The sequence below is a fragment of the Streptomyces sp. NPDC050617 genome (genome assembly GCF_040654795.1).
Classification (GTDB): Bacteria; Actinomycetota; Actinomycetes; order Streptomycetales; family Streptomycetaceae; genus Streptomyces.
The window spans coordinates 58,637-78,638 of sequence record NZ_JBFAIS010000036.1 but is presented as its reverse complement, the minus strand read 5'-3'; the positions used below and the strand labels follow the sequence as shown (position 1 = coordinate 78,638).

The following is a 20,002-nucleotide window of genomic DNA, read 5'->3' as shown; positions in this document are numbered from 1 at the left end:
AGTTCGCTGGGAGGCATACGACGAGATGCACGACGCCTTCCTCCAGCTCGCCGCCTGCATGAACCTCGCCCGCAAAGCATTCTGAAAGGACCCCTAAGTGGTCCCCGCGCGTGCGGGGGTGGTCCCAGCCGGTGGTCGCTGACGTCGAGCGGCGCGTAGTGGTCCCCGCGCGTGCGGGGGTGGTCCCGTCAGCTCGCAGTACGTGGACTTCTTAGCCGCGTGGTCCCCGCGCGTGCGGGGGTGGTCCCGCGACGCTCATGTGCTCGCTGAACAGCTCCAGGTGGTCCCCGCGCGTGCGGGGGTGGTCCCCGCCCACTCGTGGATCTCGGCGAAGCTCACAAGTGGTCCCCGCGCGTGCGGGGGTGGTCCCCAGCCGCCTTTGCCGAGGCGGTGGGCGAGGCGGTGGTCCCCGCGCGTGCGGGGGTGGTCCCAGCAGCGCGTGGTCGCGCTGGGCGAAGGTGCTGGTGGTCCCCGCGCGTGCGGGGGTGGTCCCAACCCGATCGCCCTGGGGCTGCACCCCGACGCGTGGTCCCCGCGCGTGCGGGGGTGGTCCCGCCTCTCCCTTGCCGCACGATGCCGAAGGGCGGTGGTCCCCGCGCGTGCGGGGGTGGTCCCTGCACACACACGCCCAAGCCAGGAGGGTGCGGGTGGTCCCCGCGCGTGCGGGGGTGGTCCCAAGCACTTCCGTGCGAGGGCCGAGAAACTGGGGTGGTTCCGGCGGCTCGTTGGCGGCCGCCGGGGGCAGCGCGTGGTCCCCGCGCGTGCGGGGGTGGTCCCGACACCGTTGGCGTCCTCAAGGACGTCCTTGGGTGGTCCCCGGGCGTGCGGGGGTGGTCCCTGGGGGTGGCGGCCAGGAACCGGGGGACAGTGGTGGTCCTCGGGCGGGCGGGGGTAGCCCCCGCACGAGCCAGCACGCCCCACCCGTCGGCTTCACCCGCTCACGGTGCGCAGCACTCCCCGCACCAGCGCCAACGCCAGGCCCCCGCCGCCGAGCACCACTCGCAGGAACCCACCCCACCCTCCGGCCACCCCAGGCCCAGAGTTCAGGGTTACGGAGCGGCCATCAGATTGCCCCGGCGGCGCGGCGAGCGGAGAAAGCGGCCTCGGCTCCGGCCTGGCGGCAGGGGCCGCAGTGGGTTTCGTTGGCTGCGGCGCGGAAGACGTGTTCGCTGCCGGGGCCTTGGCAGGTCGTGAAGCGGGCGGGTGGCGACGGAGGTTGGTCCGTACGGGAGCGCCGTTGCTGTTCGGCGAGGCTCAGTGCCTCCGGGAGCCTGTCGGCGAGACGGCGGCGCACGAACCCCGACGCGTAACGCACCCCCTCAGGCAACCTGGCGGTGAGCGCATCCACAGATCCGCCGCCACGCGGACCCGCGCGACAAACCACTCGGCAACGGCCTCCGCCGGCTCCCGGACCTCGGCTACGCCCAGGCATGACGTTGAGGCAAGGGGATGACGACTTCCGACGATCGCCGCCCCAGCTGGCGTTGCGGGCACTCCGATGGGACTGCTTGCATTGTTCCAACAGACGGTCCTGGGCCAGCGAGTAGGAGGTTTGCACCGTATGCCGGAATCTGCACTAGCGGGTAAAAACCAGTATCTCCCGACCTGAAACAGCAGGTCGCGCCCTGTGGTCCCCGCGCGTGCGGGGGTGGTCCCGGGCCGACACCCCGCATCTTCCCCGCGTAGGCGTGGTCCCCGCGCGTGCGGGGGTGGTCCCATTGAGGGCGGGGGCCATGGCGGTGTAGGTGAGTGGTCCCCGCGCGTGCGGGGGTGGTCCCCAGAACTGCTCGATCTCTCCGTCCTCGTAGATGGTGGTCCCCGCGCGTGCGGGGGTGGTCCCTGTCAGGCTTGCGGCCCCGCCGCTTGACATCGTGGTCCCCGCGCGTGTGGGGGTGGTCCCGTGCTGGTCATCCTGGCCGAGCGCCGCGCGAAGTGGTCCCCACGCGTGCGGGGGTGGTCCCACAGCCTGGTGCGCCGGACGGTAGAAGTCGGGGTGGTCCCCGCGCGTGCGGGGGTGGTCCCGGCGCGACCGCGCTGGCGCACCAGGGCACGGAGTGGTCCCTGCGCGTGCGGGGGTGACTCCCGCTCGAACCGGCACGCCCCACCCGTCGCCTTCACCCATCCACGGTGCGCAGCACTCCCCGCGCCAGCGCCAGCGCCAGGCGCCCGCCGCCGAGCACCACTCGCAGGAACCGACACCACCCGCCAGCCGCCCCGAACCCCAGGCCCAGGGTCCAGGGCCCCGGCGCGGCCGTCAGACCGCCCCCGCAGCCCGGCGAGCGGAGAAAGCAGCCTCGGCTCCGGCCTGGCGGCAAGGGCCGCAGTGGGTTTCGTTGGCTGCGGGGCGGAAGACGTGTTCGCTGCCGGGGCCTTGGCAGGTCGTGAAGCGGGCGGGTGGCGACGGGGGTTGGTCCGTACGGGAACGCCGTTGCTGTTCGGCGAGGCTCGGTGCCTCCGGGAGCCTGTCGGCGAGGCGACGGCGTACGAACCCCGGCGCGTACCGCACCCCCTCAGGCGGCAGACCTGACGTGAGCGCGTCCCGCAACTCCCCCGCGCGGGCCCCGCGCAGGAACCACTCGGCGGCGGCCCCGGCCAGTTCCCGGGCCTCGGACGCGCCCAGCCACAAGCGCCGGTCCACGCGGCGCAGCGACAGCAGTACGCGTTCCGCCTCGGCTAGGTGGGGTTCCAGGATCTTCCTTCGGAGTGCGGCTTCAGGGTCGTCGACGACGGCGGGTTCGGTGGGCGGGTGGGAGGAGTTCTTCTCCTCAGTCTTCTTCTTACCGAAAGAGCCACCGACGGTCCGACCACTCGGCGCACCGACCGTCGGATACTGCGCACTCGGCGGCTCGCCGTCGCGGACGCGTACGGCCTCCTCGGCGCTCAGGACGACGTTGGCGAACAGCTGATCCGTCACCCACTGCCCGCGCTCCTTCTGCCAGCGCCAGTCGTGGAAGTAACCGCCTTCGGTCAGCAGCCGCTTGGCCTTCTGGAACGCCCGCCCCGTGATCCCGAGGCGCTTCGCGTGGTCGCCGAGCGGCTTGGCCGTCTCGGACTCGGGCAGCCCCTGTACGTAGAGGAGGAGGATCTTCGCGTCACTGTTCAGACGCGCATGCCGGACGACGTCGTGCGAAGCCTTCGTATAGCGCCCCGTGGGCGCGATAGCATGCCGAAGCATCCTGGTGGACCTTCTTTCCCTTGCAGGGTGACGTCCACTGGTGGTGAAGGCCCTCAGGCGGTGTTCGAGCACCACTGGGGGCCGCTCCGCGCATGGACACGGAGCGTGTGGACGCAATTACGGTACACCGGGCCACGTCGCTGGCGCGGGCTCTTGCCCCACCCCTCGAACCCCTCCCTCACCACCGCAAACACACGCCCCACGCGGCTTGTTGGCCCACTCCCGTTGACGCCTAGCACCACTGAGTCGTGCACGGCCCGTAACGCTGCTTCATGAGTACGAGCACGGGTACGGGCACGGGTACGAGTACGGGCGCAGAAAGCCCGCCGTCACCGAACTGCGGTAACAGCGGGCGCACATGGAACTCGACAGTGGTCCGACGTCAGGCTTCGCACCCGGCAGCGAACTCGACGAACGACATCCACGCCGCACGGCTGCACACGATCGCCGGCCCATGTGGGTTCTTGCTGTCGCGGATAGGGACCCCCGTCACGTAGCCATCTACGACCTCAAGGCAACTGCCGTTGCTTCCCCCGCTGTAGCTGGACTTTCGCCAGCCCCCCAAGGATGACGCATCGGGTATGACACGCTCACTGCTCATGTCTGTATTCCTCTGCTACCGCCCTGATCAGGGCAAGTGAGTCTGCCTGTGGCAACGCTTCGCTGATAGCGAGATCGTACGCTGACCGGCACTTGAAGACGAGTGCCGGGTCGTCCATCAGTGTTCCGGTCAGCACGCCTTCCACGTATGCGACTGGTGCTGTATCGGTGAACGCCATCAAAGAGAGCATGCTCTCCATAAGCGCGTGAGCCCCGACCGCAAAGGGAATCACATGCAGGCGCAGACGGCCGTTCTCCGCCATATCGACCAGCCGCCCGAGCTGCGCGGCCATGACAGCCGGGCCGCCGACAGGCCGTCGGAGCACCGCCTCATCGAGCAGAGTCCACATTACGGGCGATGTGGGGTCGTCGAGGATTCGGGAGCGCTCCGTTCGATTGACAACGCGTCTGTCAAGGTCCTCGGTCACGTAGTTCGGACTGAATGCGGTGTACACCGCACGTGCGTAGGAATCCGTTTGGAGAAGACCAGGGATCAACGTCGTCGCATGCTCTCGGATCTCGATGGCTTGGCGTTCCAGTTCCGCCGCGACAGCGAAGTGATCCGCATACCGTTCCTCAAGGTCCTCCAGCCAACGACTGAACCAGCCATTGGTCTTGAGCACCTGGTCCAAGCGCTTCGCATCCTCGCGGGACGGCAGTCGCCGCCCAGCTTCGATGTGACTGATCAATGACGGCGAGCACACGACCTCTTCGCTCAGCTCTTCCTGCGTCAAGCCTGCTTCCTGCCGCCGCAGCCGCAATTCCTGACCGTACTTCTGCCGTGGGGTCAGTGACTTCCGCGCCGTCATCGCACACAACTCCCGGACTTGAAACCAGCGTTGTCAAGCTTCTCCTACTGGCGAGCGTACCTACCTGACCTCCACTGTGAGTCAAGAACAGCGACTCCGGAATGGCGGCGAACACGTGTGCGTGAGAGCTGCCGGAACGCCCACAGTACAGATCGGGACGGTTGATCAGATGAAGAGCAGAGCACGGGCCGCACTCTCACAACTCATCGAGGATTACGGGATAAACGGTTCACTCCTCGTGCCGAATTCGTTGGTGAGGTACAACGAATCAGATCGTGACGAGAACGCGGCGCCCGGCGCGATGACCTTGCCCGTGCACCGATGCCCAGAACACCGTAGTGGCGCGTCGTCGTCTCCCCTAGACACGTGTCTGAGTTTCAGGAGCCCTACGGACTCGGGCGAATCGACGGATTCAACGGACCGCACCGACTCGGCAGCACGGCGAAGCCCGGCGCCGGCCGCCGTCGACCCGCCGCCACCGACCGCCCCCTTCTACGAGGCGTTCGCGTTCCCCCACGCCCCCGGCCTGTGGCCCGAGTACGGAGTCGTATGCGTATCCGGCGAAGTGGGAGAAGAGGGAGGAGAGGGAGGAGAGGGAGACGCGGAGCAGTGCGGCGAGGGGTTGCCGTCTGCGACCCGGGCGGGGTGGGTCGATGAGTGGATGCGGCGGCACTCGTACGAGACCGGGCACGCGCGTTTTCGCCGGACCGTCATCGACTACGCGACGCTGGAACCGCCGGTGGAGTTCGCGGTCCGGGTGGTCCCGGGCGGTAGGCCGAAGTCGCCGCCGAACGCCGCCGGAGCGGTACGGGACGACGACCGTAACCGTAGATGAAGCGCGTGTACACGGGAGAAGTAGTCGCCGCGCTTTTCGCGTTCACGGCGTCGGTGGCGGTCGGGCTCACTGTGAGTCTCGCGTTCACTCATCGTCTACAGAAACCGGCTTCGCCCACCCACCCCGCACACCCCGCTCGGAATGCACGGGCCGACGTGGAACACGTCCCCGAACGGACCGCCCGCGTCATCCCATTCCCCATCCCAGAAAGGGATTCCGTGCGCCGACCGGCCAGTTGCGAAGGCCCGGTATTCGGCCGGATGAACATCGCGTGCACGCATCCGGAAGGGCTCACCCCCGATCTCGGAAGCGAGTCGTGCGGTGCGTGCGGAACCGTCCGGTGGACGGCGTACGGAGCGCTCTCTCCCCGCCTGGACCCGAGGGAGTTCGTGGAGTTCGTGGAGTGCGACGCCTCCGACAACTACGGCGCGGAGGGACGAACGTAGAAAGGTGAGCGGTTTACGGCTCGTACGGGTGGGGGCACCCCGCCCCGCCCGTACGAGCCGTACGCCGCCCGCCCCCGCAGCAGAAGGAGCGGATCGGCTCAGGCGGCGGCGGGTTCCGGAGTGCTGGGCTTGGCGGTGGGCGGGCCCTTGCGGAGCGGTACCTCGATGACGAAGAAGGCCGCGACGCAGGCCACGGCGGCGAGCGCAGCGGCGAGGATGAAGATGGACCGGGTTCCGTCGACGAAGCTGTCGACGTCGACGTGACCGTTGTGGCTGCTCAGTGCGTGGTTGAACAGGGCGCTGAAGACGGCGACGCCGATCGAACCGCCCACGGAGCGGAAGAGGTTGAGGGAACCGCTGGCGACGCCGAGGTCGCGCATCTCCACGGAGTTCTGGGCGATGGTGCCCGCCATCTGCATGCACTGGCCCAGGCCCGCGCCGAGGATCACCATGTAGCAGCCGGTCAGCAGGCGTGGAGTATCGGCGCTCATGGTGGCGAGCAGGGCCAGACCTATGGCCATCAGGGCCGTGCCGGCGATGGGGAAGATCCGGTAGCGGCCGGTGGCGGACATGACCTTGCCCGCGATCGTGGAGACGACGAGTACGGGCAGCATCATCGGCACCATCAGCAGGCCGGAGTTGGCGGCCGAAGCGCCCTGCACCGTCTGCTGGAACAGCGGCAGGTACAGCCCCGCGCCCAGCGTGATCGCGCCGACGGCGAAGATGATCCCGATCGACAGGGGGAAGTTGCGGTGCCCGGTGAAGATCCGTAGCGGCAGTACGGGCTCGGCGACCCGGCGCTCGACCGCGACGAACCCGGCCAGGGACAGCGCGGCGACGACGCCGAGTGCGGCGATCTGCCAACTCCCCCAGGCGTAGCGGTCGCCGCCCCAGGTGGTGCCCAGGACGAGGGCGGAGATGGCGGCGGCGAGCAGGCCGATGCCGGTCCAGTCGATCCGCGCCTTGACGCGCTGGGCGGGCAGCCGCAGCAGTACGGAGATCCACACCAGGGTGATGAGGCCGAGGGGAAGGTTGATCCAGAAGGCCCAGCGCCAGCTCAGGTGGTCGGTGACGAAGCCGCCCAGCAGCGGGCCGCCGATGGTGCCGATGGCCATGACGGAGGCGGTCAGGCCCTGGTACTTGCCGCGTTCGCGCGGCGGGACGAGTGAGGCGATCAGGGCGAACGCGCCCGCGCCGATGCCTCCGGCGCCGATGCCCTGGAGGGCGCGGGCCGCGATCAGCATGCCCATCGAGGCAGCGGCGCCGCAGAGCGCGGAGCCGGCCATGAAGAACGCGATCGAGGCCAGATACATCCGCTTGCGGCCGAAGAGGTCGCCGAACTTGCCCCACACCGGTGTGGTGACCGCCGTGACCAGCGCGTAGATCGTGACGACCCAGGAGAGGGAGGCCATGCCGCCCAGGTCGCCGACGATCGTCGGCATCGCGGTGCTGACGACCATGTTGTCGAGCATCGACAGCAGCATGGCGAGCATGACGCCGAGCAGCACCCAGCGGACGTTGCGGGGGACGGCGGGCGGAGCGGAAGGGGATGCGGATGGGGATGGGGATGGGGATGGCGATGCGGAGGGGGATGGGGGTGGGGTGGTCATGACCGCCTCCTCGGAAGGGGTCCAGCAGGGGGCCGGAGCCGTATGGCCATCACCGTACGAGAAAGTTTGAGTGACACAAAATTTTGTGTGGCCCTATGATTGAGGCATGGGACTTCGCGAGACCAAGAAGCAGCAGACGCGGCAGGCGATCGCGGACGCCGCGCTGCCGCTCTTCCTGGAGCACGGGTTCGATCAGGTGACCGTCGCCGAGGTGGCACGCCACGTGGGCGTATCCGGGCAGACGGTCTTCAACTACTTCCCCACCAAGGAAGACCTGTTCTTCGACCGCCAAGCGGAGGTGGAAGGCGAACTCGCCCGCCTGGTCCGCGAACGGGAACCGGGCTCCTGCCCCGCCGAGGCCATCCGCGACCAGCTCCTGGAAGCCCTGGGGCATCAACTCCCCCCGTTCCCCACCGCCGAAGAAGGGCTGCGCTTCCACCAGGTCATCGAGGACAGCCCCGCCCTGCGCGCCCGAGAACGCGAGATCCGCGAACGCGCGGAAGCGGCCCTGGCCGCCCAACTGGAAGCGGAGGGCTCCGTCCCCGCCCCCGCCCTCCTGGCCGGCGCCCTCGCCGGCCTCCACCGCGCCGCCCTGCGCGAACTGCGCCGCCGCCTCATGTCCGGACAACCCGCGAAATCAGCCAGCCAAGCCCTCAAGGAATCCACCCGCACCGCCTTCGACACCCTCTGCCACGGGCTGCACAACGGCTGAGCCACGGGCTGCACGACGGCTGACCGGGGTGCGGTGCCTAGCGGTGCCTAGCGGTGCCTACGGGCAGGGGCGCGCCGACGGGGACGAGGTCACTTGGGGGCCGGGGCCATACGCACGTCGGAGCAGCCGCGCGTCTTCGCCTCGTGGTCGGCGAAAGTCTTGAGCGCTGATTCGGCGAACTTCGCGGAGTAGTGGGAGATCGGGTACGTGTCGCTGTCCCGGTCGTAGAGGCGGTAGAGCGCGAACACAGCGGGCTGCGCCGACTGAGGGCACTGCGCGGTAGCCCAGGCGTAGTCCCTCTCTCCGCGGGTGAAGTCGTAGCCCTTCTTGAGCCGGTCGCCCTCACTTGCGAGGAAGTCCTTGGCGGAGGCGCCGTAATAGGCGAACAAACCGTATCCCGGCTTCTTCTCCGGTGTCGCGAGGTAGCAGTTGACCTGCGGGGTCTGCGCGTCCGCGGGGTATTCCATGGCCTCGGGAACACCGCCCTCGGCCGCTTCCGGAGCAAGGCCGCGCAGCGCGGTGCAGGAGCCCTGGGCCTGCTTCAGCGGTTTTGATGTTTCCGGCGTACCGAGCCGGGTGGCGGATACATCGGTGAGTTGTTCGCCGGCCTTCACTTGGCACCCATACTTCGCGGCGGCTTTCTGAGCGGTCTCAGTGGTCACCCGGCCCAGCCCCGTCAGCGTGGTGTCCTTCGATCTGCCGGAAAAGTCACCGTAGGCGACCAGAGCCTTGTTCTTCTGGTTCACGCAGTCGAGCGCCACCATGACCTGCGAGGTGCCGCCGTCGTACCTGGTCACACCGGGCCAGCCATTGCCGAGCGGTGCCGCCTGCCCCTTCACCCCGTTGTAGTCCTCTTTGTACCAGGTCAAACTGGTGGAGGGGGGTGCCGAGGTGCTCCACCGCAGCTTCAGTTCCAGTCCGGTATCTGAATTGTGCACACGGCAGGTGGTCAGATAGCCGCTGTCGCCCTCACCGCCGGCCCTGAGGTTCGACGCGTGCAGAGCTTCGCGGAGCCCACCCTGCGCCAGCGTGCCGTCGCAAGCCCGATCAAGCGAGTGGTCGTCCTGCCACTGCTCGAACGTGCCAGTGCTGTACAGCACCTGACACACGATCGCCAAAGCCAGCCCAATGCCGCCCGCGTACCAACCGGCGTGTATACGCCGAGATCCGGATGTCATCTGAGTCGTGCTCATTCCCTCGGGGGCTTTCTCCGCGCCGCGTCAGCGATCGGGGCGCAGATAGCGCAGCGCATCGTCACGGCCTTTTCCGTATTGGTCCTGGCCTGCGTGGACATGGAATTTCGTCCAATCGCTGTCGATGCCGTGGCCGCGACTGTCCGCCCACGCCCTGACCATCTTCTCGACGTCGCGCTGGCCGGCGTCGTAGGCCTCGGCATTCTTCTCGGTGGCCTCCAGGTTGGCCTCGGCCACGTGCTCCTTGTTGGATTCATACGTCCACGCGTCGATCGCCTGCGAGGCGAGGGTTCCCGCAGGGGTGACATCGGCCACGGGGTTGAAGAGCAGCGCGGTGCTGAAAGAGGTGCCGATCCCGTGGTTGAAGTCAGCGGCCCACTGCGTCTTCTTGAACCGGTCGTCGTAGATGATGTCCGATCGGATGCCGTCATAGGCTCCCATGGCTCGTGACGACTCGACGATGCGGTCGTTGATCGTCTTGTCGCCGGCGTCCCGGGGGATATCCGCCAGAACCTGGTGCGAGTACTGCTGTTCAGCTCCGTAGAGGTGGCCGAAGGCTTCCGGATCGTCGGCGATGCCCCTCATGACGGCGACGAGGTGTCTACTCCCCACGGCCATGTGCGTACCCTCCTTGTCGCTCCACACAGCACCGGGACTGTCCTTGTCGATGTCGTACGTCGATGACGACCGCGCGTAGGTCTCGTGTGTATCAGGCGTGTACGACGTCAGAATGTGCGCCAGCGGTTTGGCCAGGTTCTTCGGCAGCTGTTCCGCGTGTTTATCCGAGTCCAGGGTATTGATGGTGTGCTGCAAGATACGGGCCTGCGGTTCAGTGTGCTTCCCGACCGCGTGATAGGAACCCGGCTCGTCGCCAGTCGTGGCCGCCTCCAGGGCCGCGCCGAACCCCTTCCTCACGTCAGCGTCCTCCACTGTTACCGGCATGCCCGTCGTGGTGCCGCCAGGGGGAGTCGCGTAGTGGTCGACGACGGTCTGCCAGTCGCGTTCGTGCAGCAGGTACTTCAGGTTGTCGTTTTGGGCCGGGTCCAGGTATTCGGTACTGGTCTTGGGGTCCTTGGACATGATGCCGAGAACGCCGTCGAGCGGGTCGTTCGCGAACCAACCGCGGTTCTTGCCGCTGAAGTTGTCCCGCAAGGACCAGATTGATTCAGTGTTGCCCTCCGCAGCGTAGGACTCCTCCGAATGCCGGATGTCGTCCGCGGTGTCCTCGAGGAACTGGCCGGAGTATCCGCGCCCCTGCTGCATCAGCGTGACCAGGCTCTGGTAGCCGCGGACCTTCTCGTCCGGAATCCGGCTGAGCCCCTCGACATTGAACTGCTCGGTTCCCGCCTTCTGCATCTGCGCACGGAAGCGCTTGTAGAAGGAGGAGTGCGGGTCGCGCGTCGCGGCGGCCAAGGTCGCCGCGAGGCCGTGCTCAAGGTCTCGGTACCGACCGGCGTTCTTCTTGTCGTCGTAGTGGCCCAGGCTCTCGAGGTCGTTGGAGAGCTTCAGCGTCCTACGAGCGCCGAGTTCATCGAGCAGGGTCTGGCTGAACGCCTCATCCCGTGAGCTTTCGTGGAAGATGCGCTGCAGTTCCTTGTAGTCGGCCGCGGTCGCCTTGCCTGAATCGATGCGCGTCACGATGGCCTTGGCTTCGTCCGCCTCGTACTTCTCGATGTCGCCCTTCGCCTTGCCGTTGAAGCCGTTCACCGTGCCGTCGTTGGTATCGGAGTCGATTACCACGGCCTTGAGGGCGACCTCGACGCCCTTGTCGGCGTCGTCCACATCCTTTACGCACTGGTCGATGCGCTGCTGCCAGGAGTTGACGGACTTACCGACGCTCCTCTGATAGTCGGGGTCGTGCGCCAGGGCCTGTCGGTCGCCCTGAGTGAGCTTCGAGGCGTCGTACGAGACCACTCCCTGATCCGACACCTTCATGCCTGCGGCCACGGCCTCATCCCTTGCCGCCTTCAGCTTCTTGTGCAGATCCACGAACTGCGTGTGCGCCTCACGAAAGAGCGCTGCGACTGCCTTGGCCTCGACCTGGGCGTTCAGGAATTCGTTGAGCGTGATGTCGAAGCGCCTGTTGGCGGCGTCCGCGCTCAGTCCAATCCATGTCTGGCCCATGGATATGCCGTGCACGTCTCGCCGGTATGCGGTCTCCTGCTTGTGGAACTCCTTCGCCATGCCGTCCCAGCGTTCGGCCGCGGCAGAGAGCGTGGACAGGTCTGTGCTCATGATCTCGTGGTACGTCGGCATGGTTCCCTCGGTGCGGCTGATTCGACAGTACGGCCGGTTCTCCGGTCTCAGTAGCCGTCCAGCAGGGATGAGGCGCGCATCTGGTTGCGAACACCGTAATCCGTGCCCTGGATAAGGTAGTTGGCGCTTCGCAGCGCACTCTTTTCCGAGCTCAGCCTGTTCATGAGGTTTCGCACCTGCTTGTCCCATGCCTTATGGGCCTTCTGCACCGCCGAGGACGTCACCCAACCATGGCCGTCCCGAGCGTCGAACTCCTTGACGACTGCGGCACTCTGCTCGTCGGCCCAATCCCCGGACTTCTTCGTGTCCGGTTCAATGTGCTGCTCAAGGGCCTTGGCGGCGGCCTTCTTCTCGGCAGGCGATGACGCCAAGCCGGGCTGGCCATTGATCCCACCCGGCGGATAGGCCGTCCCGTTGGGGGCGAATGGAACCTGCTGGAGTCGTGTCTGTGCCGACTCATGCTCCGGTGTTCCCATGACTCGTCACTCTCCCCCTCGAACGTTGGATCTCGGATTGGCGTCTGTATATGAATTGGGCAGGCGGGGTAGGCGCGGCAATCGGAGATGCCGGACCGAGCCGGGCGCCCCCGCCGAGGGTCTGCCGGACGAGTCGGCCCCGCATCGCCCCGACACGGCGCCCCCGAGACAGCCTGCGCACAGTCACCGCACAGGTGACACGCGTAACCGTAACGCGCTCCGACTGAGGCGACCGTAGTGGGTCAAAGATCGGGAAGCTTGAGTACGCGTACTCAGGCGGCAAGGGTTCTCACGGCTTGATTGCCGCGCCGCTCCGCCTTGTACGGGCCGCCGAGCCCCCGCCCATACGTTCCGTACGCGCCCGCCCCGCCCGTACATCCGAAAAAGCCCCGCCCCGCCGCCCGTACTGGTCGTACCGGCGGCGGGGCGGGGCGAGAGCCCGTACCCCCTACAACACCAGCGAAAGCAGCAGCACGAACACGATCCCGACCACCGAGATGATCGTCTCCATCAGGGACCACGTCTTGACCGTCTGGCCGACGTTCATGCCGAAATACTCCTTCACCATCCAGAAGCCCGCATCGTTGACGTGGCTGAAGAAGAGGGAGCCGGTGCCGACGGCGAGGACCAGGAGGGCGGTGTGGGTGGTGGACATGTCGGCGGCGAGGGGCGCGACGAGGCCGGCGGCCGAGATGGTGGCGACGGTGGCGGAGCCGGTGGCGAGGCGGATGGCGACCGCGATGAGCCAGGCGAGGAGGAGGGCGGAGATGTTCCAGTCCTTGGAGATGTCCAGGATCATCTCGCCGACCCCGACATCGATCAGCGTCTGCTTGAAGCCGCCGCCCGCGCCGACGATCAGCAGGATGCCCGCGATGGGAGCGAGGGACTTCTCCACCGTTGACGCGATGCGGTCGCGGCCGAAGCCGGCCGCGCGGCCGAGCGTGAACATGCCGACGATCACGGCGGCGAGCAGCGCGATCAACGGAGAGCCGATGACGTCGGTGACGCGCTGGACGTGGTTCGACGGGTTGTCCACGACGATGTCGACCAGGGCCTTCGCGAGCATCAGCACGACCGGCAGCAGCACGGTCGAGACCGTGGCCCCGAAGCTCGGGCGGCGGTCCAGGTTCTCCGAGGCGCGCTGCGGGGTCAGGCCCTCGGGCGGGGTGATGTCGACCCAGCGGGCCGCGTACCGCGCGAAGACCGGGCCCGCGATGACCGCCGTCGGGACGGCGATGATGACGCCGAGCGCCAGCGTCACGCCGAGGTTGGCGTCGATGGCGTCGATCGCCGCCAGCGGGCCCGGGTGCGGCGGGATGAATCCGTGCATGACGGACAGGCCCGCCAGGGCGGGGATGCCGATGCGCATCAGCGAGTAGTTGCCGCGCTTGGCCACGAGCAGCACGACCGGGATCAGCAGCACGATGCCGACCTCGAAGAACAGCGGCAGCCCGATCACGCCCGCGATCAGCACCATCGCCCAGGGCAGCGCGCGCCCGCTCGACTTCGCGAGGATCGTGTCGACGATCTGGTCCGCGCCCCCGGAGTCCGCCAGCAGCTTGCCCAGGATCGCGCCCAGCGCGATGAGGACGCCCGTACCCGCGACCGTGGAGCCGATGCCCGTGGTGAAACCGGCGATCGCCTTGTCCAGCGGCGCGCCCGCCACCGCCCCCAGCACCAGCGAGCCGATGGTCAGGGAGAGGAAGGCGTGCAGCTTGAACTTGGTGATGAGCAGGACGATGGCGGCGATTCCGGCCAGTACGGCGATGCCCAGCTGCGCGTGGCCTGCCGAGGTGATCGGCGCCGCTGCGTCCGCTGCCAGCATCTCGACGCTGAGATGAGTCACGGCGTTCCTTACGTCTGTACGTCTGTACGTCTGTCTGTGGGTCGTTCTTGTTGTGGCCGGGGTGGTGGGCGCCCGGGCCCTGTTACCGGGGCTGTCGGTCCTGCCGGTCCCGTCAGCCGGCGTCCATGCCCCGCAGCGCCGCCACCGCCCGTTCCGCGATCTCCTCCGGCGTGCCGGCCACATCCACCGCCACACCCGCCTCATCCGCCCCCAGCGGCTGAAGCGTGGCGAACTGCGAGTCGAGCAGCGCCGTCGGCATGAAATGCCCCTTGCGCTCCGCCATCCGGCTCTCGATCAGCTCGCGGTCGCCCGTGAGGTGGAGGAAGACGACACCGGGCGCGGCGGCCCGTAGCCGGTCGCGGTAGGCGCGCTTGAGCGCGGAGCTGCTGACGACGCCGCCCAGCCCGGCCCGGCGGTGCGCCCACGCCCCGATCGCGTCGAGCCATGGCCAGCGATCGGCGTCGTCCAGCGGAGTGCCGGCCGACATCTTGGCGATGTTGGCGGGCGGGTGGAAGTCGTCGCCTTCGGCGTACGGCACCCCGAGCGCGCCCGCCACCAGGGGGCCGATCGTGGTCTTCCCGGTGCCGGCCACTCCCATCACGACGACCACGTGGGCGGTGCCGGCCGCGTCAGGGGTGCGGGTGCTCATTGGGCCTCACTGTCCGCTGTATGCGTTGTCTTCATCGACATCGGTACGTCGCCTCACTGAAACCCATACGTACGACGTATTCAAGAGCATGTGACGCAAACGTCATACTTAATATTCCGCCGAGGGCCGGATACGGGGCGGCCCGTAGGCTGAGCACATGGAGACGCAGGGGGTACCACCAGGCACGCAGGGGATGCGCGGGCTGCACGAGCGCGTGCTCTCCAGCCTCGGCCCCGCGATCACCGCGGGCGAGTACCCGCCGGGCACGGTCCTGCGCACGGACGAGCTGGAGCGGCGCTTCGACGTCTCCCGGACCGTCATACGGGAGGCCATCCGCGTCCTGGAGTCCATGCACCTGGTCGCCTCGCGCCGCCGCGTCGGCGTGACCGTACGCCCCACCGAGGAGTGGAACGTCTACGACCCGCAGGTCATCCGCTGGCGGCTGGCCGGCGCCGACCGGCCGCGGCAGCTCCGCTCACTCACCGTGCTGCGCTCCGCCGTCGAACCGGTCGCGGCCGGCCTCGCCGCCGCCCTCGCCACCCCCGAGCAGTGCGCGGCCCTCACGCGGCACGCGCTGGGCATGGTGGAGACCTCGCGCGGTCAGCAGCTCGACGGCTACCTCGTGCACGACACCGCCTTCCACCGGGTGATCCTCAACGCGTCCGGCAACGAGATGTTCGCCCGCCTCGGCGACGTCGTCGCCGAGGTCCTCACCGGGCGCACCCACCACCACGTGATGTTCACGGACCCCGACCCGGCCGCCGTCACCCTCCATGTCCGCGTCGCCGAGGCCGTACGGGAGCGGGACGCCGCCCGCGCGGAGGAGCTGACGCGCGAGATCACGGTCGGAGCCATGGCCGAACTGGACGTGCTGGCTCCGTAGCGCCGCATCGGACGACGTTCGACCGCTCCTCTCCTGGCCGTCCGGCGTCGAAGAGCCCCGCCCCTCGTCGTCCGCCGTCGGGAGAGCCGTCATCCGGCGCTGGGCGAGCCGACAACTGGCGCTCGGAGAGCCGTCAGTCGTCCATCTTTCTGTTGCCTGGCTCGTCGCGGCAGGAGTAGGTGTCGATAGCGTCGCCGGTGGGCCTGGCTCGGTCGCGGATGTCCTTGGGGACGCCTGACAGGTTGAGCTGGAAGTCCCGGTCCCAGTCATTGCCGAGCGCGTACTCCGTGAGGGCTTGCCGGAGCTTCTTGCAGTCGCCGCGGTGGCCCTTGGCCATGGCGATGCCGTAGTAGTTGGGCGCGCCGAATGCCAAGGACCGCACGACGGTGAGCTTGGGTTCGACTGCCATGAATCCGTAGAGAAGCAACTGGTCGGTGGAGACGGCGGCGACGTCGCCGTCCCGCAGCAGCTTGACGCAGTCCCGCGCGTCCGTCCTCGACGTGGTGCGGATGAGCTGGTACGCCGGGCTCCTCAGCAGCGCCTCGGAGGTGGTGCCTTCCCAGACGCAGACGTCCTCTCCTTCGAGGTCCTTGAGCTTCTTGAAGCGTCCGGCGTCCTCGGTCCGTACCAGGAGGCCCTGTTGGGTGGCTGCGTAGGGGCCCACGAAGTCGACCCCCACATGGTCTTTCGACGTCGGCGCCATCCTTTCCTTCGTGATCGAGTAGGTGGCCGCGACGAGTTGGACGTCCCCCTTGTCCAGAGCGCCGACCCGGTTCTTGGACAGGACGCCTTTGAAACTCGGGGACTTGACCCCCACCCTGTCGAGCACTTCCCTGGCCACCGTGATGTCGAAGCCGTTGAACTCGCCGTCGTGGGGTGAATAGCTCGTGCCCGGCTGATCGCTCTTGGCGCCGACCTCGACCTTCCCCTTGGCGAACAGCGACGGGGGATCCGAGGAGCAGCCGGCCAGGGCGACTCCCGCAAGAGCCGCTGCCGCGGCCCATATGCGGATCGTGCGGGAACGTTTCCCTGTTCTGCCCATGAACGGTCTCCAGTCGCTTCGCTTCAGTCGTTGTGCAGCGTTCCGCGGGCCCGCGCGAGGCTCATGGAACAGCCTGTCTCCGGCCGTACGGCGACCGTGAATCGCAGGGGCCCGCGCTGCCCGCCGAGGTCGAAGTCGACGGTCGACCGGGCGGGCACCTCCCGCGTGCTCGGGGTGACGCCCGGCGTGACGGCGGTGATCCCTGCCTTGATCATGCCGACGCAGGTGGCCGTGTCCGGAATGCTGTCGGTGATGGCCAGCGTCAGACGCAGCTTGTTCCGTACGTCGTCGGAAGCCGGCCGCGCCATCTCCACCGTGAACGTGCCGCCGTTCTCATCCACGGCCTTCGGGCCCCGGATGGTCATCTCCGCCTCGACCTCGCCGGTTCGGTCCACGTCCACCCAGGCGAGCGCGGCGCCGCCGCAGCAGAGCGCGGCGGCGCCGACGAGGACGGCGCGGACCGTCCCGCGCCGCCGGGCGTCGGCGGCCCGCCGCACGGCATCGCGGGCCTGCGCGGTCCGGCCGGCCGGGTACAGGGCGCCGACGCCGGCGGTCAGCAGGGCGAGGGCCCCGAGGACGTACGCCCATACGTACTGGACCTGCGGGCCGCCGGGCCACTGGGCGACGGCGAAGACGGCGAAGCCGATGGTCGCGGCGATGACGAGGCAGGCGGACACAGGGAGCCATGCGACGTTCGTCAGCGTCCGCTTGAGCTCCCATCTGAACGTGGCGTTGTCACCGACCGCGCCGAACGAGGACGAGCCGACGCCGCTGGAGTTGACATTGCCGGCCTCGGGGCCCTTGTCCGCGCCGGAGCCGGCGGATCTCACGATCCGTCCTCGTGACGGCCGTCGCCGCCGCCGAAGCGGAAGGTGGCGCCGTCCCCCACCGAACCGATGGCGGCGGAGTTCGGGCCATGAGCCGTGACGTGGTACGTGCGGGCGGGCGCCGGGGCGGCTGCCATGAGTTCCACCAGGCGGGCCTCGTCCAGGCGGGCCCCGTCCAGACCGGCCCCGTCCAGACCGGCCCCGTCCAGACCGGCCCCGTCCAGACCGGCCCCGTCCAGACCGGCCCGGTCCGGACCGCGGTCCCGCTGTTCCCCGATCCATGTCGTCAGCGCCGCGGCCAGCCTGTCCCTGTCCTCGGGGGAGAGCACGCCGAGCAGCTGGTCGGCGCGGTGTTCGCTGCGGCCCCCGGGCAGGGCGATCGGGGTGTCCCCACCGCTACCGCGACGGAAGAGGCGGCGGAAACAGCCCTGGCCCGCGTCGATCGACCCGTCCGCGATGCGCTGTGCGGCACTCCCCACCATGGCGGCGCCCAAGGTCTCGGCCGCCAGCGAGAAGTAGGCGGCGAGTTCAGCGGAGATCTCAGGAAAACTGGACATGGACGCCCCGTCACTGATCGTTTATGCGCTGCTTCCAAGCTGACAACTCGCTTATGCTAAAACGATTTTGACGCCCTGTGTAGGTGTTTCATGTGTGCCCTGCGTGGGCGCGTGTGGGGCCCGATCCGGTACGTCCGGCCGGGCCGGTGGCAAAGGTCCAGGCGTACGGAACGTACGGACCGACGCCCCTCGCCGGTCCGTACGCCTCCTCCCTCTCCCCCTCTCCTCTCCCCTCCCCCTACGCCCCCGTCAGGCCCCGTAGTCGTTCTGCGCCGCGAAGCGGCCCGCCAGCGCCGTGAGCAGTTCCGGCGCGTCGTCGCGGGAGAGCACCGCCTCGATCAGGACCAGCTTGTCCGGCGTACGGGCCGCCAGCGCGAGCGCGTCGGCGAGCTGCGCGGGCGTTTCCGCGCGGACCGCGACCGCGCGGTCGCCGCCCCCGAAGGCCGCGGGCAGCGCGGTGTAGTCCCAGGCGGCGATGTCGTTGTACGAGGCGGTGGCGCCGTGAATGGCCCGTTCGACGGTGTAGCCGTCGTTGTTGATGACGACGATCACCGGGGACGCGCCGTACCGGGTCATCGTGCCCAGTTCCTGGGCCGTGAGCTGGAGCGAGCCGTCGCCGATGACGAGGACCGAGCGGCGGTCGGGCGCGGCGAGCTGGGTGCCGAGCGCGGCCGGGAGCGTGTAGCCGATCGAGCCCCACATCGGCTGCCCGACGAAGCGTCCGTCCGCGGGCAGCGGCACTTCCTGGCCGCCGAAGAAGGAGGTGCCCTGTTCGGCGAGGAAGACGCTGCGCGGGGGCAGGAACGCCTCTATGGACGCCCAGAGTTGACGCTGCGTCAGACTCTCCGGCTCAGCGGCGGTCCGCGTCACGGCCTCTCCCGCCGGACGCCCGTACCCTGCCGAACGCCCGTACTCCGCCGGACGCCCGCACCCCGCCGGACGCCCGTACCCCGCCGGCTCCGGCAGCCCCGCTTCCCGCAGCAGCCCCGTCAGCCCGGCCACCGCGTCCGCCATGCGCACCCCGTCGTACCCGGCCCGGCCCACCGACGCGCCGTACGGGCGCAGATCAATGGTCCGCCCTGCGGTGAAGTGGTGGCTGAACCCGCCCGTCACGCTGTCCGTGGCGAGCGCGCCGACCAGGATCAGGCAGTCGGCGTCCTCGACGGCGGCCCGCGCCGCCTTCTGGCTGAACTCGCCCGTGTACACGCCCGCGAAGCCCGGCGCGGTCTCGTCCACCACGCCCTTGCCGCTGGAGAACACGGCGGCGCGGACCGGGGCCGCCGCGAGCAGTTCGCCGAGCGGCTCGCGCTGCCCGTACCGCTCGGCCTCGTGTCCGGCGAGCACGGTGACGGTCCGCGCGCCGTCGAGCAGGCGCGCGCTGTCGTCGAGGAAGGCGCGCAGCAGGGCGGGTTCGGTGGCCTCCTCGACCCCGGCGGCGATGAGGGGGCCGTCGGGGGCGGGCACGCGGGCCAGTACGACATCGGTGGGGAGGTTGAGGTGTACGGGCTTGCTGTGCCGCAGCATGGCGCGGAGCACGCGGTCGATCTGCGCGGGGGCCGCGGCGAGGTCGGCGGCGGATGCGGCGGAGAGGGTCGCGCGGTCCACGGTGACCTCGGCGAACATCCGGCCGAAGTGGTCGTACTCGCCGTCCATCAGCGTGTGGTGCACCCAACCCCCGGCCGCCGCGACCGCCGTCGCGGGCATGCCGGTGACGGCGACGACCGGCACCGATTCGGCGTACGAGCCGGCGACGCCGTTGACGGCCGACAGCTCGCCGACGCCGAAGGTGGTCACGAGGGCGGCGGCGCCGCGGAGGCGGGCGTAGCCGTCGGCGGCGTAGGCCGCGTCGAGTTCGTTGCAGTTGCCGACCCAGGTCTGGCCGGGCGAGTCGAGCACCTGGTCGAGGAAGCCGAGGTTGTAGTCACCGGGCACGCCGAAGAGGTGCTCGATGTTGAGCTCGCGCAGGCGGCGGAGCAGGTACGCGCCGACGGTGATGTCCGACATCGCGGATCACTGGCCTTTCTTTTCCGTTCTGTGCTGTGCCGAACGCGCCGCGAAGCCGCCGGTCAGGCAAGCAAGCAGGCAA

At 68.9% G+C, this 20,002-nt stretch carries 17 protein-coding genes and 2 CRISPR repeat arrays; of the genes, 4 read left to right on the top strand and 13 right to left on the bottom strand.

The window, feature by feature from the left end:
- Nucleotides 1-97 precede the first annotated feature (97 nt).
- Nucleotides 98-676: direct repeats of the CRISPR family, unit length 29 nt; unit sequence GTGGTCCCCGCGCGTGCGGGGGTGGTCCC.
- 951 nt (nucleotides 677-1,627) lie between these two features.
- Nucleotides 1,628-2,083: direct repeats of the CRISPR family, unit length 29 nt; unit sequence GTGGTCCCCGCGCGTGCGGGGGTGGTCCC.
- 171 nt (nucleotides 2,084-2,254) lie between these two features.
- The 3 genes from AB0I49_RS33785 to AB0I49_RS33775 all read right to left on the bottom strand — a co-directional run bounded on the left by AB0I49_RS33785 (nucleotide 2,255) and on the right by AB0I49_RS33775 (nucleotide 4,584).
- Nucleotides 2,255-3,175: a hypothetical protein gene (locus AB0I49_RS33785; protein ID WP_363231010.1), complete on the bottom strand. Its 921-nt coding sequence runs from the start codon at nucleotides 3,173-3,175 to the stop codon at nucleotides 2,255-2,257.
- A 382-nt stretch (nucleotides 3,176-3,557) separates the two neighbouring features.
- Complete coding sequence (locus tag AB0I49_RS33780) at nucleotides 3,558-3,776, bottom strand: DUF397 domain-containing protein (RefSeq protein ID WP_363231009.1); 219 nt, start codon at nucleotides 3,774-3,776, stop codon at nucleotides 3,558-3,560.
- A complete protein-coding gene (locus tag AB0I49_RS33775) occupies nucleotides 3,766-4,584 on the bottom strand; it encodes a helix-turn-helix transcriptional regulator (protein ID WP_363231008.1) in 819 nt (272 codons plus the stop codon). Before AB0I49_RS33775 ends, AB0I49_RS33780 begins: the two co-directional genes overlap by 11 nt.
- 169 nt (nucleotides 4,585-4,753) lie before the next feature.
- Here AB0I49_RS33775 and AB0I49_RS33770 point away from each other — a divergent pair, with 169 nt between their 5' ends.
- Nucleotides 4,754-5,419, top strand: a complete 666-nt coding sequence (locus AB0I49_RS33770; RefSeq protein ID WP_363231007.1) for a hypothetical protein — start codon at nucleotides 4,754-4,756, stop codon at nucleotides 5,417-5,419.
- On the top strand, nucleotides 5,416-5,865 hold the full coding sequence (locus AB0I49_RS33765; protein WP_363231006.1) for a DUF6255 family natural product biosynthesis protein: 450 nt from the start codon (nucleotides 5,416-5,418) through the stop codon (nucleotides 5,863-5,865). The genes AB0I49_RS33770 and AB0I49_RS33765 overlap by 4 nt, the downstream gene beginning before the upstream one ends.
- A 98-nt stretch (nucleotides 5,866-5,963) precedes the next feature.
- Here the strand turns inward: AB0I49_RS33765 and AB0I49_RS33760 are convergent, their stop codons facing one another.
- Nucleotides 5,964-7,373, bottom strand: a complete 1,410-nt coding sequence (locus AB0I49_RS33760; RefSeq protein WP_363231005.1) for an MDR family MFS transporter — start codon at nucleotides 7,371-7,373, stop codon at nucleotides 5,964-5,966.
- Between the two features lie 208 nt (nucleotides 7,374-7,581).
- On the opposite strand from AB0I49_RS33760, the gene AB0I49_RS33755 reads away from it, so the two are divergent.
- Nucleotides 7,582-8,187 carry a TetR/AcrR family transcriptional regulator gene (locus AB0I49_RS33755; RefSeq protein WP_363231004.1) on the top strand — a complete coding sequence of 202 codons (606 nt, stop codon included), beginning with the start codon at nucleotides 7,582-7,584 and terminating at the stop codon, nucleotides 8,185-8,187.
- Between the two features lie 89 nt (nucleotides 8,188-8,276).
- Here the strand turns inward: AB0I49_RS33755 and AB0I49_RS33750 are convergent, their stop codons facing one another.
- From AB0I49_RS33750 to AB0I49_RS33730, 5 genes are all read right to left on the bottom strand, one after another.
- Nucleotides 8,277-9,287, bottom strand: coding sequence for a hypothetical protein (locus tag AB0I49_RS33750; protein ID WP_363231003.1), 1,011 nt, complete (start codon nucleotides 9,285-9,287; stop codon nucleotides 8,277-8,279).
- 120 nt (nucleotides 9,288-9,407) lie between these two features.
- Nucleotides 9,408-11,615 (bottom strand): hypothetical protein, encoded by a 2,208-nt coding sequence (locus tag AB0I49_RS33745; RefSeq protein ID WP_363231002.1) that lies wholly within the window; start codon nucleotides 11,613-11,615, stop codon nucleotides 9,408-9,410.
- Nucleotides 11,616-11,683: 68 nt separating this feature from the next.
- Nucleotides 11,684-12,112, bottom strand: coding sequence for a hypothetical protein (locus tag AB0I49_RS33740; protein ID WP_363231001.1), 429 nt, complete (start codon nucleotides 12,110-12,112; stop codon nucleotides 11,684-11,686).
- A gap of 448 nt (nucleotides 12,113-12,560) precedes the next feature.
- Nucleotides 12,561-13,958, bottom strand: a complete 1,398-nt coding sequence (locus tag AB0I49_RS33735) for a gluconate:H+ symporter (RefSeq protein WP_363231000.1) — start codon at nucleotides 13,956-13,958, stop codon at nucleotides 12,561-12,563.
- A gap of 112 nt (nucleotides 13,959-14,070) precedes the next feature.
- A complete protein-coding gene (locus tag AB0I49_RS33730; RefSeq protein WP_363230999.1) occupies nucleotides 14,071-14,607 on the bottom strand; it encodes a gluconokinase in 537 nt (178 codons plus the stop codon).
- Nucleotides 14,608-14,764: 157 nt separating this feature from the next.
- Here AB0I49_RS33730 and AB0I49_RS33725 point away from each other — a divergent pair, with 157 nt between their 5' ends.
- On the top strand, nucleotides 14,765-15,490 hold the full coding sequence (locus tag AB0I49_RS33725) for an FCD domain-containing protein (RefSeq protein ID WP_363230998.1): 726 nt from the start codon (nucleotides 14,765-14,767) through the stop codon (nucleotides 15,488-15,490).
- A 133-nt stretch (nucleotides 15,491-15,623) separates the two neighbouring features.
- Here AB0I49_RS33725 and AB0I49_RS33720 read toward each other — a convergent pair whose 3' ends face one another.
- From AB0I49_RS33720 to AB0I49_RS33705, 4 genes are all read right to left on the bottom strand, one after another.
- Nucleotides 15,624-16,532: a transporter substrate-binding domain-containing protein gene (locus AB0I49_RS33720; RefSeq protein WP_363230997.1), complete on the bottom strand. Its 909-nt coding sequence runs from the start codon at nucleotides 16,530-16,532 to the stop codon at nucleotides 15,624-15,626.
- A 23-nt stretch (nucleotides 16,533-16,555) separates the two neighbouring features.
- The gene (locus AB0I49_RS33715) at nucleotides 16,556-17,362 is read right to left on the bottom strand and encodes a hypothetical protein (RefSeq protein WP_363230996.1); all 807 of its coding nucleotides are present in this window, start codon (nucleotides 17,360-17,362) and stop codon (nucleotides 16,556-16,558) included.
- A complete protein-coding gene (locus AB0I49_RS33710; protein WP_363230995.1) occupies nucleotides 17,359-17,916 on the bottom strand; it encodes a hypothetical protein in 558 nt (185 codons plus the stop codon). The genes AB0I49_RS33715 and AB0I49_RS33710 overlap by 4 nt, the downstream gene beginning before the upstream one ends.
- Nucleotides 17,917-18,165: 249 nt before the next feature.
- Nucleotides 18,166-19,920: a thiamine pyrophosphate-binding protein gene (locus AB0I49_RS33705; protein WP_363230994.1), complete on the bottom strand. Its 1,755-nt coding sequence runs from the start codon at nucleotides 19,918-19,920 to the stop codon at nucleotides 18,166-18,168.
- Nucleotides 19,921-20,002: the final 82 nt, after the last annotated feature.

Coding starts and splice junctions, on each gene's coding strand:
- AB0I49_RS33745 (WP_363231002.1), bottom strand. CDS start 11,615: ATGAGCACAGACCTGTCCACGCTCTCTGCCGCGGCCGAACGCTGGGAC.
- AB0I49_RS33765 (WP_363231006.1), top strand. CDS start 5,416: ATGAAGCGCGTGTACACGGGAGAAGTAGTCGCCGCGCTTTTCGCGTTC.
- AB0I49_RS33725 (WP_363230998.1), top strand. CDS start 14,765: ATGGAGACGCAGGGGGTACCACCAGGCACGCAGGGGATGCGCGGGCTG.
- AB0I49_RS33705 (WP_363230994.1), bottom strand. CDS start 19,920: ATGTCGGACATCACCGTCGGCGCGTACCTGCTCCGCCGCCTGCGCGAG.
- AB0I49_RS33730 (WP_363230999.1), bottom strand. CDS start 14,607: ATGAGCACCCGCACCCCTGACGCGGCCGGCACCGCCCACGTGGTCGTC.
- AB0I49_RS33785 (WP_363231010.1), bottom strand. CDS start 3,175: ATGCTTCGGCATGCTATCGCGCCCACGGGGCGCTATACGAAGGCTTCG.
- AB0I49_RS33770 (WP_363231007.1), top strand. CDS start 4,754: ATGAAGAGCAGAGCACGGGCCGCACTCTCACAACTCATCGAGGATTAC.
- AB0I49_RS33710 (WP_363230995.1), bottom strand. CDS start 17,916: ATGTCCAGTTTTCCTGAGATCTCCGCTGAACTCGCCGCCTACTTCTCG.
- AB0I49_RS33740 (WP_363231001.1), bottom strand. CDS start 12,112: ATGGGAACACCGGAGCATGAGTCGGCACAGACACGACTCCAGCAGGTT.
- AB0I49_RS33775 (WP_363231008.1), bottom strand. CDS start 4,584: ATGACGGCGCGGAAGTCACTGACCCCACGGCAGAAGTACGGTCAGGAA.
- AB0I49_RS33780 (WP_363231009.1), bottom strand. CDS start 3,776: ATGAGCAGTGAGCGTGTCATACCCGATGCGTCATCCTTGGGGGGCTGG.
- AB0I49_RS33755 (WP_363231004.1), top strand. CDS start 7,582: ATGGGACTTCGCGAGACCAAGAAGCAGCAGACGCGGCAGGCGATCGCG.
- AB0I49_RS33720 (WP_363230997.1), bottom strand. CDS start 16,532: ATGGGCAGAACAGGGAAACGTTCCCGCACGATCCGCATATGGGCCGCG.